At 54.9% G+C, this 13,438-nt stretch carries 21 protein-coding genes; 1 reads left to right on the plus strand and 20 read right to left on the minus strand.

All coding sequences use genetic code 11. The features are described 5' to 3' along the window. Positions 1–2 precede the first annotated feature (2 nt). The 20 genes from phnD to ACYCZJ_RS05820 all read right to left on the minus strand — a co-directional run bounded on the left by phnD (position 3) and on the right by ACYCZJ_RS05820 (position 12,271). Positions 3–866 carry a phosphonate ABC transporter substrate-binding protein gene (gene phnD / locus ACYCZJ_RS05725; RefSeq protein ID WP_461553261.1) on the minus strand — a complete coding sequence of 288 codons (864 nt, stop codon included), beginning with the start codon at positions 864–866 and terminating at the stop codon, positions 3–5. A gap of 44 nt (positions 867–910) precedes the next feature. Further along, positions 911–1,639, minus strand: a complete 729-nt coding sequence (phnF, locus tag ACYCZJ_RS05730; protein ID WP_461553262.1) for a phosphonate metabolism transcriptional regulator PhnF — start codon at positions 1,637–1,639, stop codon at positions 911–913. 165 nt (positions 1,640–1,804) lie between these two features. After that, positions 1,805–1,963, minus strand: a complete 159-nt coding sequence (locus tag ACYCZJ_RS05735; RefSeq protein WP_461553263.1) for a hypothetical protein — start codon at positions 1,961–1,963, stop codon at positions 1,805–1,807. A gap of 188 nt (positions 1,964–2,151) precedes the next feature. Further along, entirely contained in the window at positions 2,152–2,547 is a 396-nt protein-coding gene (locus ACYCZJ_RS05740) for a GFA family protein (protein ID WP_461553264.1), read from the minus strand. Between the two features lie 101 nt (positions 2,548–2,648). Then, positions 2,649–3,467, minus strand: coding sequence for a class I SAM-dependent methyltransferase (locus ACYCZJ_RS05745; protein ID WP_461553265.1), 819 nt, complete (start codon positions 3,465–3,467; stop codon positions 2,649–2,651). 19 nt (positions 3,468–3,486) lie between these two features. Then, positions 3,487–4,257, minus strand: coding sequence for a class I SAM-dependent methyltransferase (locus ACYCZJ_RS05750; protein WP_461553266.1), 771 nt, complete (start codon positions 4,255–4,257; stop codon positions 3,487–3,489). 179 nt (positions 4,258–4,436) lie between these two features. Then, a complete protein-coding gene (locus ACYCZJ_RS05755; protein ID WP_461553267.1) occupies positions 4,437–4,664 on the minus strand; it encodes a hypothetical protein in 228 nt (75 codons plus the stop codon). Between the two features lie 104 nt (positions 4,665–4,768). Next, a complete protein-coding gene (locus ACYCZJ_RS05760) occupies positions 4,769–5,242 on the minus strand; it encodes an SGNH/GDSL hydrolase family protein (protein WP_461553268.1) in 474 nt (157 codons plus the stop codon). After that, the gene (locus tag ACYCZJ_RS05765) at positions 5,226–5,378 is read right to left on the minus strand and encodes a hypothetical protein (RefSeq protein ID WP_461553269.1); all 153 of its coding nucleotides are present in this window, start codon (positions 5,376–5,378) and stop codon (positions 5,226–5,228) included. The genes ACYCZJ_RS05760 and ACYCZJ_RS05765 overlap by 17 nt, the downstream gene beginning before the upstream one ends. 6 nt (positions 5,379–5,384) lie before the next feature. Further along, on the minus strand, positions 5,385–5,543 hold the full coding sequence (locus ACYCZJ_RS05770) for a hypothetical protein (protein ID WP_461553270.1): 159 nt from the start codon (positions 5,541–5,543) through the stop codon (positions 5,385–5,387). 6 nt (positions 5,544–5,549) lie between these two features. Then, the gene (locus ACYCZJ_RS05775; RefSeq protein ID WP_461553271.1) at positions 5,550–5,858 is read right to left on the minus strand and encodes a DUF202 domain-containing protein; all 309 of its coding nucleotides are present in this window, start codon (positions 5,856–5,858) and stop codon (positions 5,550–5,552) included. Between the two features lie 196 nt (positions 5,859–6,054). Further along, positions 6,055–6,990, minus strand: coding sequence for a PDC sensor domain-containing protein (locus tag ACYCZJ_RS05780; protein ID WP_461553272.1), 936 nt, complete (start codon positions 6,988–6,990; stop codon positions 6,055–6,057). 134 nt (positions 6,991–7,124) lie between these two features. Next, a complete protein-coding gene (locus tag ACYCZJ_RS05785) occupies positions 7,125–7,478 on the minus strand; it encodes a DUF488 domain-containing protein (RefSeq protein WP_461553273.1) in 354 nt (117 codons plus the stop codon). Then, positions 7,475–7,819: a type 1 pili tip component gene (locus ACYCZJ_RS05790; protein ID WP_461553274.1), complete on the minus strand. Its 345-nt coding sequence runs from the start codon at positions 7,817–7,819 to the stop codon at positions 7,475–7,477. The genes ACYCZJ_RS05785 and ACYCZJ_RS05790 overlap by 4 nt, the downstream gene beginning before the upstream one ends. 135 nt (positions 7,820–7,954) lie before the next feature. Next, complete coding sequence (locus ACYCZJ_RS05795; RefSeq protein ID WP_461553275.1) at positions 7,955–8,392, minus strand: GNAT family N-acetyltransferase; 438 nt, start codon at positions 8,390–8,392, stop codon at positions 7,955–7,957. A 56-nt stretch (positions 8,393–8,448) separates the two neighbouring features. Then, positions 8,449–8,853, minus strand: coding sequence for an NUDIX hydrolase (locus tag ACYCZJ_RS05800; protein ID WP_461553276.1), 405 nt, complete (start codon positions 8,851–8,853; stop codon positions 8,449–8,451). A gap of 68 nt (positions 8,854–8,921) precedes the next feature. Continuing rightward, positions 8,922–9,536 (minus strand): FMN-binding negative transcriptional regulator, encoded by a 615-nt coding sequence (locus ACYCZJ_RS05805; protein WP_461553277.1) that lies wholly within the window; start codon positions 9,534–9,536, stop codon positions 8,922–8,924. Between the two features lie 93 nt (positions 9,537–9,629). Beyond that, positions 9,630–10,127: a LapA family protein gene (locus ACYCZJ_RS05810; protein ID WP_461553278.1), complete on the minus strand. Its 498-nt coding sequence runs from the start codon at positions 10,125–10,127 to the stop codon at positions 9,630–9,632. 94 nt (positions 10,128–10,221) lie between these two features. Further along, entirely contained in the window at positions 10,222–11,223 is a 1,002-nt protein-coding gene (gene ahr, locus ACYCZJ_RS05815; RefSeq protein WP_461553279.1) for an NADPH-dependent aldehyde reductase Ahr, read from the minus strand. A 142-nt stretch (positions 11,224–11,365) separates the two neighbouring features. Next, positions 11,366–12,271, minus strand: a complete 906-nt coding sequence (locus tag ACYCZJ_RS05820) for a sulfotransferase domain-containing protein (protein WP_461553280.1) — start codon at positions 12,269–12,271, stop codon at positions 11,366–11,368. Between the two features lie 241 nt (positions 12,272–12,512). Here ACYCZJ_RS05820 and ACYCZJ_RS05825 point away from each other — a divergent pair, with 241 nt between their 5' ends. Next, the gene (locus tag ACYCZJ_RS05825; protein WP_461553281.1) at positions 12,513–13,256 is read left to right on the plus strand and encodes an SDR family oxidoreductase; all 744 of its coding nucleotides are present in this window, start codon (positions 12,513–12,515) and stop codon (positions 13,254–13,256) included. Positions 13,257–13,438: the final 182 nt, after the last annotated feature.

Genomic DNA, 13,438 nt, shown 5'->3' on the forward strand with positions numbered 1-13,438 from the left:
GGTTACTTGAGCATTTGCTCTTTTTTCAGGCCGAGTTCTTTCACCATGTCGCGGATCGGCTGATAATCCGCCGGTGTCACAGCGTCGTAGCGAACGATGTTCCCGTAGCCGCTAACCTTGATTTCCTTATGCGCATTGAGGATCGCGTCCCGAATTTTCTTTTTCAGGCTGTCAGGCAAGTCGCGGCGGTAGGTGAGAGGTGAACCGGGCAATTCCGGCGACTCCATGAGAACGCGATTGCTTTCTTTCGTGATAAGTCCTTTTGAAAGCATCAACGGGTAAGTAATATCGTTGTCTGCGGCAATGTCCACTGTTTTGTTCTTGACCGCCATCTCGGCGGCGTCGTGGGACCCGGTCCAGGTGAACTTGCCAAAGAACTGCTCGGGCATCATTCCGGTCATTTTTTTCACCAAATAAGTCGGCATCAATCCACCGGAAGTCGAGGCTGGATCAACAAAAGCCGCGCTCTTCCCCTTCAAATCCATGAGGCTTTTCGCGGGAGAATCACCAGGTACCACAAAATAAGATTTGTAGGTCGATTTCCCGTTTGGCATGACACCTACGGCGAAGGCTTCTGCCCCCGCTTCCTGTTCAGCCAAGTAGTAGGACAATGGCCCGAACCACGCAATGTCGAGACGCTTCTTCTTCATCGCCTCAATCACGCCGGAGTAATCCGTGGCGGTATACACTTTCACTTTCTGTCCCAGTTTCTTCTCCAGGTAGGCGCGCATCGGCTCGAACTTCTGAATCATTTCTTCGTTGTTTTCAGCTGGAATGAGGCCCATGATGATGTCCTTGGCCAGGGCCTGTGCGCTGACTGCAGTCAAGACAGCAGCAGCGATGCTGGCGGAAATCAGTTTCTTCATATACATTTGAGATGCTCCTTCAGGGTTGGGATGACGTTGCAAAGTCAGGGATTGATGCGCAGTTGGATCCGGTCGGCGCGAAACCGGGTCAGGGCGTATTCGAGCGGGGTTCCATCCCGTTCGTCTACATTGACGCTTTTGACCCGTAGCACGGGCTGGTTCTGAGGCATGCTAAGCAGCGAAGCATCGTCGCCTTGCGGGAGCGCCCCACTGACCAAACTTTCGATCCGCCTAAGTTTCAATCCGTAGCGGACGAACAGATGTTCATGCAGCGACCCCCCGTGGTATTCGTTCAGCAATTCTGGGAAGCCCTGCTGTGGCAGGAAGTGGGAAATCACGCAGATGGGTCGATCGTCGGCGAGGCGTAGGGATTCGATCCAGACCACCGGGTCGTTTTCGGTCAGGCGCAGGCGGGTGGCAACGCCTCCCCGTGCAGGGATGATCAGTTTGCGCAAAGTACGACTGCTTGCGGTTCTGCCGAGCGATTCGAAGGTCTCGGTAAAGCGCGTACTGCTGCCCAGTACGTAGTCGGCGGGCGCATCCAGCACGAAAGTGCCTTTGCCGTGGCGACGCTCCAGCAGACCAGCGGCCATCAAATCTTCAACGGCGCGTCGGATCGTGTGGCGATTGACGCCGAAACGCTCCGCCAGTTCGTTTTCCGAAGGCAGACACGCCCCCGGCGCCAGGAACGAAGCGATTTCTTCCTTGAGCAGTTTGGCGATCTGGCTATAGATCGCCTCGCCGCCGTTTCGTTGCAGAGCTACAAGACTCATCTAGACATCCCTACATTAAGTTGATGGGATTCTAGCCACTCAATGTGACAGGATTGTGAAACGCGGATGTTTGCGCCAGCCTGAGGGAGCAGAAATTAAGGGTGGCTCTAACATGCCCCGCCCGAGTGTGACCATCCGCTTCGCCTTACTCGGCAAGATGGATGATCAGGCGTGCCAGTTGGGGGAAGGAGGCGTTGTCGCTTGGTACTGATCGGAAATGGTCGGCTTGATGACGGCAAAGGTCTTGATGACCATGGCAAGATAGAGAGCGCCCAAGCCATCATCGTCCCCATCGGGAATAGGAGAGCGAACATTGACGCGCATGCACCACCACACCTGCTAGGCGCGCAATCTGAGGAGCCATCCAGAGATCATCGCCGTCTGCAATTGTGTAGGTTTGTCCGACGCCTGCCCACCCACCTCGGCTGGTCATCTGCCGCTTGCACGGTCAGGGCAGGCATCGAACAAACCTACACAAAATCGGTCATATGAACCGCATAACCAATCCATTATTAACGCGGCTGCCACTCCTGATAGGTCAGCACGTCCTCGTTATCCTGCAACCAGGAAACGTCATGCGAACACCAGATATGCATGGCTGGCTGTGCGCCCGGGTCTTCATCCAGCGTCGCCACGCGCAGGATAACGTGAGCTTGGGCGGGCCATTCCGCCAGGATGTGGGTGCCGCAGACTGAACAAAAATAACGTTGTTTCCCCGGCGACGACTCGAAGGAGCTTAGTTTTTCCTTGCCTTGCAACCACCGGAAATGCGAGCGATTGACACCAGCACTGGGGGCATACGCAACTGCATGGGCCTTGCGGCAAGTGTGACAGTGGCAATGAACAATCGGCATATCGAGTTGTTCGGCCTCGTATACCACCGCGCCGCATAAACAAGCTCCCCTCATCACTGCCTCCGATCGCAATTCATCCATAGAAGGATGCCCGCATTCAAGCAACCCTGTTTCAGGCTATCCAAATAAGCAGCAATGTGTGTGGTGATGGTTTTTTAGTTCTCGACCTCAACAACATGAGCCTGAATCTTGCCATCTATCCGGCCGTGCCCGAACCGTGCGGCAATCGCGTTTTCGGCAGCCTGCGTTGCCCGATCGAGAAAAGCACTGTTACGCATTTCGATTTCATTGCGGAGGGGCGTACCCTGGCAGTATGCCAGCGCGGCGATGCTTGCGGAATCCGCGATGCTTCTTGCCGCAATTGTTTCGAACAATGGCGCAGAAATGAAACCGCTATTCCGCAGATCCTGCCGGATGATTTCGATGTCGTAATAACCATGCGGTGTGCGCGCCATGAAATGCGGAGGGTCTTCGGGAAAAATCGCTTCGAGCGCACAAGATACCGCATGCGCGAATTCGTTTTCCTCGATTCGATCCCATACGTTGAACAGCAGCACACCACCTGGCTTTAAAACCCGGCGAATTTCTGCAAAAGCCTGTGACTTGTCGGGGAAAAACATGACCCCGAATTGACAGGCCACCGCGTCGAATGAGTTTGCTTCAAAAGGGAGTTGCATGACGTCGGCCTGCCGCCATTCGACTGGGCGGACAGTGCCTATCCCGGATGCCATGTCCAGCATGGGCTGATTCAGATCGGTGGCTACAATCGCCACCTCATCCGGCAATAGCGCTACAAGTTGACGGGTGAGTACGCCGGTCCCTGCCGCAACCTCCAGAACCCGGGCCGGTTTTCGTGCAGCCAGCCGCTTCGCCAGTCCTTCCGCGTACTGCTCGAAAATGAGCGGTGCCAGATATTTTTCGTAAAGCGCAGGAATTGAACCCGCGAAGAGTTTGTCTGATTGAGCGATACTCATCCCGGTTCCTTTGCAATGTCTAATAACTATGCAATTCTCCGACCCGTCCCGCACGAACGGATAGTGGCCATGATACGCGTCTTGTGCGTGGCGCATCTCCCCACAACGGAGCCAGTTCCTTCTCCAGGACATCGACCGGATCGATGCCGTGTGCAGCGATATAGCGGCCGGTCGCCGACCAGCTGCGCAGATAACCGAGCAGCTCTGCCAGAGTCCATGCCGTTTCCATCATGAATTGTGGTGTTTGAATTGCGCTGAAAGGGAACGCCAGTGTCCGATAACCGCTTTCCACTTGCATACGTTCCGGCGGCCAGAACGGGCCCACCGTGTCCTGATAGAAGGCATTCGTGCAGTCATTGATTGTTTCACCTTCCACGCTGAACACGCCATAGGTCCAGACTGCCAGCACCCCGCCAGGTTTCAGAACCCGCCGTACCTCGACATAGAACGGGTCGAGGTCGAACCAATGCAAGGCCTGTGCCACGGTGATCAGGTCTGCCGAGGCATTGGCGAGACCGCTGGCCTCCGCCGCTGCAACACGATATTCGATTTGGGGATGAGCCCGCGCGACGGCAATCTGCGCCGTACTCGCATCCGTGGCGACAACCCGATTGAAGTGCGCAGCCAGATCACGTGCCGCCTGCCCGCTGCCCGTCGCGCAATCCCACGCGAGGCTCCTGTCCGGGGCAATTTGCGCCAGCCACGCGAACAGCGCTGCGGGATAGGTTGGACGGAAATCAGCGTAACTGGCTGCTACCGCGACGAAGTGATCGTTGAAGGTTTGAACCATATGGAATAGGGTCTCCTGACTTTGGTCAGGCCAGATTTTGAACAATGATGATGCAGAATGCGCCATCACGGATCAATCAAAAAATCTGTTATGTTCCGTTATAAGTGCGTATTGGGCTGCAAAATAACCAGTTCTGCCATTTAAAATACCGGAAATCGTGGGATTTGCTTACGATCGCACTATTTCTTCTTCGTATTTTTCTCTATTTCCGCCATTCTCTCGCGCCATTCATTGAGCTCCTTATCCTCTATCTCGAGCTGAATCGCCACGACCTCCAGTTCACTCAGCTTGTTGTCTTCCAGCCTGCGCGTGAGCTTGGTACGCATTCTTGACAACAGGCGCTCGGTTTCGTCCTTGGTCAATCGCTTGGCTTTTTCGAGGTATTGTTCATCAGGTGTTTTTCTCATTGCAATTCATCCTTGAATTTATGGAAAAAGACATTTTCATGCTACAACATTACCGGATTGCCTCGCTACCTCTTCCGGCGTCACACTCTTGGCGGATTTTCAATTCACGGTGGCACACTACTGGCCAGATGCAGGCATCGCGCCACTTCTGCCGCGATCAATTGATGCGCCAGTGCATTCGGATGCTTGCGATCCGCGCTCCATATACCGGGGTCGTGAGTGCTCGCCAGCTGCCAGCAATCCACACAGACGCAACGATATTGTTCGCTTAATTCCCGCACAACGCTATGCGTCTGTTCCAGGCGCGAGCAGGTTCGCGCGGCAAGCCGTGGAGGCAAAACGGAGGCGGGATTCAACAAGGTAAAGGAAATGACCGTCGCGCCTTGCAGTTTGAACGCGCCAAACAGTTTTTCCAGCGCGCTTCTGTATTGTGGCGGGGACCAGTGTGGCGACAGAACGTCATTTCCGCCGCACAGAATGCTGACCAAGTCCGGCCGCAGCGCCTCGGCTTCTGGATACTGGATACTGCCGGGTGAGGATGTCCTGAGCGGTATGACCGTGCTAGGCCAGATTGTCATAGCGCAGACCGGGATTAATCTGGCGCAATGTCCGGGCGAGACGATCTGGCCAGCGTAGCGCCTCGATACCGGCAACGCTATCGCCCATTCCCGCCGAAATGCTGTCCCCAAGCGCGACATAATGCTTCCAGCGCATGTCTGCTTACCTCACTTCAGGCGTTGCCTGATACTGGCGTACCTTGCGGCTGCGCAAACTGACAAGGTAATGATATGGCATGGCCAGCATGCCCCATGTCCATACCCGATTCTGATCATTGCCGGACAGTTCTCCGTGGGACTGGAATGGCAGCGCAGCCGCCATCACGCGTTAATCGAGCGTGGCAATATTTTTCAACTCAACGCGAACCACCGCAATGGAATTATTGGTTTTATGGAATCGCCAATAGCCAAATATCCCGGTTAAAACCCCACTCGGAATACAGGTGATGCCCACAACAGTAAACCATACCTCGTGCGAGAAATGGATGATCGATACGCCTGCAATAAGCAGTGCCACGCCTGAGCGCAGATACGACAGGAAAGTTCTCTCATTCGCCAATAGCGTACGATCAATTGCCAGCTGATCTCTCAAGATCAGCTCTGCTGCTTCAAAGCGTGAATATGGGCCGTGTGCCATCTTGCTCGGGACTCCTTGGTTTGGTAAAAATGAAAAGAATAAGCCCCCGAAACGGTGCAGGAAGCGCCGTGATATTGGGGGCTGGGAAGTATGTGCTGTAAGGCGCCATGGGCGGGCATTATAAACCCCGCTGTCGCCGCATGGGGCTATTCGGGCAATTCAGTACCGGCAAAGCCGCTGATTACCCGATCATATTTCAGAACCAGAACGAGGTATCTTTCAGCAAAAACTCGACATAGGACATGTAGTGCGAGCCGTCGCAGGAGAAGGTCAGGCTGATCATGCCATTGAATATATTGATCGAAGCCGTGCGCAGATAAATGGTTTGATCGGCAAAGCGCAAGGCGCGCATGGTGGCCAGAATCCGCTCGATATTGTGCTGCGGGATGGTCGCATCATGCGGGTAAGGACGGGACGGGAATATCAGGCAGATGTCCGGGTCGCTCAGTGCTTCATGATCCAGCATGCGATAGCGATAGGGGTCGTCTACGGTCCAGATAGTGGCCTGGCTGCTGGAAAAATGAATCTGGCACTGAAACACGCCGCGCATGGTCAGCAGTTCTTCGAGAATGGACAAGGCCTGTTCCAGATTGCCGTCCATGGGGCTGTCCACGCGGCATTGCTGAAATACCGTGCCGCGAATGGCCGGATCGCCTTTTACCTGCCGCCAGTAGCCTGGTTCTTCGTAGAGTTCCGAAGTGACCGGCAGATCGCGCAAATCGAAGTCGGCACCCAGGTAGCCCAGCATGTCCGAACCCGAGCGCACCACCTGCAGTGCCGTGAGCGAAGGCCGGTGCCCCATCATGCTGATATAGGCATCGGAAAGCAGGAAACCCCATGCCGGCACTGCTTCCTTCATGTACGGGCGCTGGGAACGGTCGCGCCCGAAATGCTCCCGCGCCAGTCCCGTCTGACTGACATTGTCGCAAATCTGGACGCCATCGGTGCCCAGACAATACAGGTAGGCACAATAGGGAACGCTGGAAAAGCTGCCGGCAAGAATTTCGTCCAGCCGCTCGCGATCTCCCCATGCCGAGGCGCATTGTTCGGCCAGATGCGCGAGCGGCTCACGCAGCTTTTTGGCCAATTCTTCCCGTTGCACATAAATACATTCTTTCCAGGAGCTTTTCATATATTCCGGTCAACATGATTGCGTGTAGTGAAGCAGTGTTGCAGTAACGCCAGCATCGTGAAGATACACCACCCGAATTTCAGATTGGATACGGCCCGCTGACAAATGGTTTCCGTATTTTCATTCCTGAAATTTTATCGAACCATGGATTGTTCGAGGTAATGTTTCAACACCATCGCGCTGTTGTGCTGCTCATCTTTTGCCGCAAAAACCAGGGTTACCTTGTCTTTCCGGGCCATCTGCCTTAACTGGTCAAGCAGTCCGGATTTTCCGGCCAGCTCAGCCTGATAACGCTGCTGGAATTCAGGCCATTTGGCCGGGTCATGCGCAAACCATTTACGCAGTTCGGTACTTGGAGCGATTTCCTTTAGCCATTCGTCCACCTGCGCATGCTGTTTATCCAGCCCTCGCGGCCACAGCCTTTCGATAAGCACACGCGCCCCATCCCCAGCATCCGGCGTTTCGTAAACACGCTTCAGACTGATCATTCTGCACACTCCCCTGAATCTTTTTCCAGCCCCTTGCGATATTTCCTGCTCAGATTTATAAAGCGCGGCGTCGGCCCGATATCTTCGTAAATCGGATCACCCTGATCATCTTGCGCAATGACTTTGGAGCCCTGGATATAAGGCATGGCACGTTCGAGTTCGTTTAATGCCGCAGTCAGCAATTCAGTAATAATCTCTGTTTGATTGCGGCGTGGATACATCTCTACCAAGGCCGCAATTTTTGCAGCATCCTGAAGCGGTAACCGGACCTGATATTCCTTCGCGGTCAGGTGACCGCTGGCCGAGCTTTCCCATACCTTCATCAAATCCGTAATATTCATGATTTCTTGTCGCTCCACTCTGTATTCATCCCTGTTGCGATCAATATAGCATCCGGATCGAGACACCAGGCCGGCAGGGACAACCCGCTTTCCACCCTGGCCGCATACCGAAAGATTGCAACGCCAGTGCATCTGTCACGCCTGTGTATGCCCGGCCAGCATTTTTACGAAATGCAAACCTGTCACCGTCATGCCCGTACCCTCATAAAAACGATGCGCCGCTTTTCTTTGCATGCCCGAATCCAGATGGAATTGCTGACAACCCGCCGCCAAGGCATATTCTTCGAGCCATGCGAGCAATTTTGCGCCATAGCCTTTCGAGCGATGTGCAGCGAGGGTGACGAGATCGTCGACATACAGAAAATGGCCCCAGGACAGGCTGTCACCCTCACGAAATCCGGCAACGGTCACCAGATCAGCGGAATGCTGCACAAAAGCCAGCCGATAACCGGCTTTTTCCTGACCGCGAACCCGGGTGATGAACTCATCCTCTACCAGGTGAGGGCGAAGCTCGCGCATTACCGGATAACACGCGGCGATCTCCATGTCTGTGACGGCAATACGTATATCCATGGCTATTTATCGCACTCCTCTAACCGAGCCAAACGATAGGCTCAAGTCATTCCGGTCTAAAATTTCGCACTGGCAACAATGCCTTTGAAAGCAAGGCAATCCTGAATTCTTTTTTTTTGAACAGCCGGGAGTTCGGCGACAGGAAAATAACGATACTCCGAATGCTCCTCGCTCAGCACAATCTGCGTACCCGGCAGTAATTCACACCGGAAAATAAACGCATGCGAGTTCACTACGGAATGGAAGTAAACACCGCTCAGATAGACGATCTCAACCTCACGTCCAAGCTCCTCCACGCATTCACGATACAGCGCTTCATGAATAGTCTCTCCCGGTTCGAGCGCTCCACCCGGCAAGCCCCAGCGTTTGTCGCCATATGTTTGCCTGAGTTGCAGTACATGACCCAGCTCGTTCGTGATGACGGCGTGCGAACTGAGACGAAATTGATCTTCAAATGACATCTTTCATTTCCCATCCATGCCTGATTATCGACACAGAGTCTTCCGCAAGCAGGTGACGGCTATATCGATTACTCTTTGACGGACATGAGTATTGCAACTTCATTTGCAGTTTGATTGCTTGATAGAGTCAACTCGTTGATCACCCGTTGCCGGTCCACGGACGAGCGATTCTGGCTCAGCTTGAACTTGGCCTGAATGTCGGTGATGTCGATTTCGAACCCGACAATCGCGTCGAGCATTTTCGCATGCCGGTCGCTGGAGAAATCGGGTTGCCACGGGCTGGCCATGGACGCTTCGCGGGTTTGGGTAAGTTGCTCGAGCAGCGTGGCGAAACTGGCCTTGTCTTCAATGATCCGCGCGATGCCCTGCACATGCACCGCCGCGAAATTCCAGGTCGGCACGCCGGGCGAGGCATACCACGAAGGCGAGACATAGGCATGCGGCCCGTGAAACACCGCCAGCACTGCGTGACCCGATGCAAAGTGCTGCCATTGCGGATTTGCTCGCGCCACGTGACCCAACAGCCTGCCATGCACGCCGGCCGTGGGTTCAAACAGGAATGGCAGATGCGTGACGAACGGCACGCCAGCGGGCGCTGTGACCAGCATGCCGAAGGGGTTATCCTGAATCAGCGCAGTAATGCGTGCCTGATCGGTTTCCTGAAAATGCCCGGGGATGTACATGGACTACCCACTCCTGCTTGCGGGAATACCGTATATGAAATTTACCGGGTCAATACCTTGAAGCAGGATTGACCCGGCACACGGCGCAACGGATCAGGTCGGGCGCGGCATCAAACCGTGCTCGCCTCTTTCCAGCCTGTCTTCCAGCTGGCCGACATGCGCACTTACCGAATTGCCCGACTGTTCAATGGCAGACAACACATCCCGATCAAGCTGATCCAGCCTGGTCAGCACCGCCGCCTTCGAAGCCGCATTCTGCTCGGTCTGCCGTTTCATTTCGCTTTCCATAAAGGCACGCAGTTCGGTAAAACGCGAAGTTTCTGCTTTTTCCGCCAGTTCCCGATTGGCCTGCATTTCGCGTGCCTGGCGCCGCGTATCCAAAAGCACCGAGGTCTGCAGATACACCACAAATACCAGAAAGAACGCCGTGAGCAGGATCAACACGCCCAGCATGATTAAACCCAGCGGCGCCTGAACCGTGGAAAACCCCAGCGAAAGCGTGGTGGGCGCCATGAACGCGCTCCAGTTGAGCGCGGAAAAAACCGCAATCAATCCCAGCACTACCAGCAAAAGCAATGTACGAATTTTCATTCTGGTTTCCCCCCATTATCGCTTGGGTCATGCCTGCATCGCCACGCCGGTGGATGCGCAGGCACCCCGATTATTATGCGTGGTTTGAGGCGAATTAGCGATACAGCACGATACGGTAATGCGCCTTTCCGCTTCGCAAGCGCTCGATTGCTTCATTGATATTGTCAAAGCTGAATTTCTCGATGACCGGTTTGACGTGATGGCGCTTGGCAAAATCCAGCATTTTGGCAATCGTCAAAGGACTTCCCACCGGGGAGCCGGATATCGAGCGCTGTGCCATGATGAGTGAAAACACATTGATATCGAGCGGCTCCAGCGTCGCGCCCACGAAATGCAAACGCCCGCGCGGCTTGAGCGTGCCGAGATAAAGATTCCAGTCCAGCTTCACATTCACCGTGGAAATGATCATGTCGAAACGGCCTGCCGCCACCTCGAGTTGTTTCGGATCGCGCGAATTCAGGGTGTGATGCGCACCCAGTTCCAGCGCTTCTTTCTCCTTGTCTGCGCTGCTGGTGAATGCAGTGACATCACAGCCCCATGCATTGAGAAATTGCAACGCCATATGCCCCAGGCCACCGATACCGATTACCGCCACCTTGTCGGTGGGTTTGATATCAAACTGGACCAGCGGATTAAACACCGTAATCCCGCCGCAAAATAGCGGGCCGGCAGATTCCAGATCGATGCCGTCGGGAATAGGCACCACGCTGTCAGCCGACGCACGTACCTTGTCGGCAAACCCGCCGTGATGCCCGACGATGGTGGCCTGTGCGGTAGCGCACAAATTGTGGTCGCCCATCTTGCAGGGCTCACACTCATTGCAGTAGCCGGCATGCCAGCCCAGCCCGACAATCTGCCCGGCCTTGAGGTGTTTCACGCCCTCGCCTACCTTGCCAATCGCCCCTACCACCTCATGCCCGGGGACCACCGGATACTGGGTAATGCCCCATTCGTTATCAATTACGCTCAGATCACTGTGACAGATGCCGCAGTACTGGATATCGATTTCAACTTCATGGGGCTTGAGCGGGCCCGGATCATATTCGAAGGGTTTGAGTTCGCCCTGGGGTTCAAATGCAGCAAACGCTTTGATCATGCTTGATCTCCTTTTCGTAAATGCGTATTCCAGGCCGACATCGACACCCGATGTGCCGATATTGCCCAGGTTGGAGTTCAATCAGTCGAAATGGTTGCCGGTTCCGGATCAACGCCGCTGGAACATACCGGCAGTAACGTTCCTATGTCCCGTATCCATAGGCAAGCCAGCTTGCGCATTCCGGCCCCAATTCGTGCACCGCGCGTGTTTCGTATTGAGCCGATTCCTCGGTAGTCAGCGTATCCATCCAGCGGCCATTCACGCCCTTGTTGATGAATACTTCCGCACCGCCATCCCAAAACGCACCGCCGAGCGGCACCGCTTTCACCGCATTTTTTTTCATCCAGTCGAATGAACAGTATTCGAGGATCGCGGGCCATTGCGTCTCGTCGATGGGAATATCGAGGAACAAGGCAATACGGCGCATTTCCGCCGGCATGTCGCGCTTGAGGTCATTGAAGTGGACGAACAGGATATTCGGCAGTTCGCGAATCGCCCACCAGCTGCGGACATTTTCCCAAAACGGCCAAAACGGATGTCCATCCCTGACCAGCCAGTCGTGCCAGTACTGGCGAATATCCGCTGGCGGCGGCTCAATCGGCGGCCCGATGCGGCCCGGCGTATCATTCAGCGCCTCATACCAGGCCTGATTGGCATTCACATGGTGGTTATACATGCTCCACAGGACATCGCGGCCATCGCGAGCGATGTAGATGTATTTCGCCTTGGGCGAATACACCAGCGCATCCAGCGGAAGATGCGTCTTGATCAATCTGCGGTGGGTCTGCGCCTCCACCTGCGGCAATTTCACTTGCTTGGGCGGTACACGCAGATCCAGCCAGGGCGACATTTCCGCCACCGCCAGATCAGGGTCGCCGTTGAACAGCATTTGCGCCACGATCTGCTGCATCCAGGTGGTGCCGGATTTGGCATAAGTGGCGATGATGATGTCGTCGCTCCGAAACTGAAAATCGTTCCAGATGGTCGAATCAAAATGGTGGCTGTGCAGTTCTCTGGACTTGACCGGCCAGGCAATATTGACAGACATGATTCACTCCCCTGTTAAACAAGTAATGGTGTCGCAACGTCTGCCGACCTCCCATTGCAATCGAGAGGTGCGCCCGGAAAACCAGCCTTCCCTTTTCACGCTTCCTGTTATCACGCTGCGGCGCCCGAAACTTTCACGATTACGCAGGCTCTCATATTGCACTTGCCTTATTATTTTCGCCAGAAAATATGGGCGCAAAACCTTATTTCCAATGAACATCGATTTTTTTCCGGAGGTCCTCATGGGCAACAACATCACAGGCAAGATCGTCGTCATCACCGGCGCCAGCAGCGGGCTGGGCGAGGCGACCGCACGACATCTATCCGAACAGGGCGCCACCGTGGTACTCGGTGCGCGACGCATTGATCGCATTAACGCGCTGGCAAAAGAACTGGCAGGCAGCCAAGGCAAAGCCATCGCCGTGCAAACCGACGTCACCCAAAGCGCACAAGTCCAAAAGCTGGTCGATACCGCGGTGGAAAAATACGGCCGCATCGATGTCATGATCAATAACGCCGGCCTGATGCCGCACTCCCCGCTGGATCGCCTCAAGATCGACGACTGGGACCGCATGATCGACGTCAACATCAAAGGCGTGCTGTATGGCATCGCCGCCGCGCTGCCCTACATGCAGAAACAGAAATCCGGACACATCATCAACGTCTCGTCGGTCGCCGGCCATAAAGTTCGCCCATCCAGCGCCGTCCACGCCGCCACCAAACACGCCGTGCTGGCCCTGTCCGAAGGCCTGCGCCAGGAAGTGAAGCCCTACAACATCCGCACCACCGTCATCTCACCCGGCGCAATCGATACCGAGTTGCCCAACAGCGTGACCGAACCGGATATCGCCGACAATGTCCGCAAGATCTATGAAATCGCCATCCCGGCCGACTCGTTTGCAAGGGCTGTCGCCTTCGCAATCAGCCAGCCCGACGAAATCGACGTGAACGAAATTTTGTTCAGGCCAACCCGGCAAGAGATATAAGTTAAGTCGTGGATATATTAAGGATGCTCTGAACAACCCCGTCTGCCGCGCAGCGGCAGACGGCTCCGCTTCAAATTTTCAAACGGCAGTGTGAAATGCTCAGGAAATGCAATTTTCCTCACTGCTTTTGGCGTTCTTCGCCCTATTTAACCCATTTTCCCGATCTCCAGGCGCACTCATCC

It is taken from the genome of Sulfuriferula sp. (assembly GCF_054605375.1).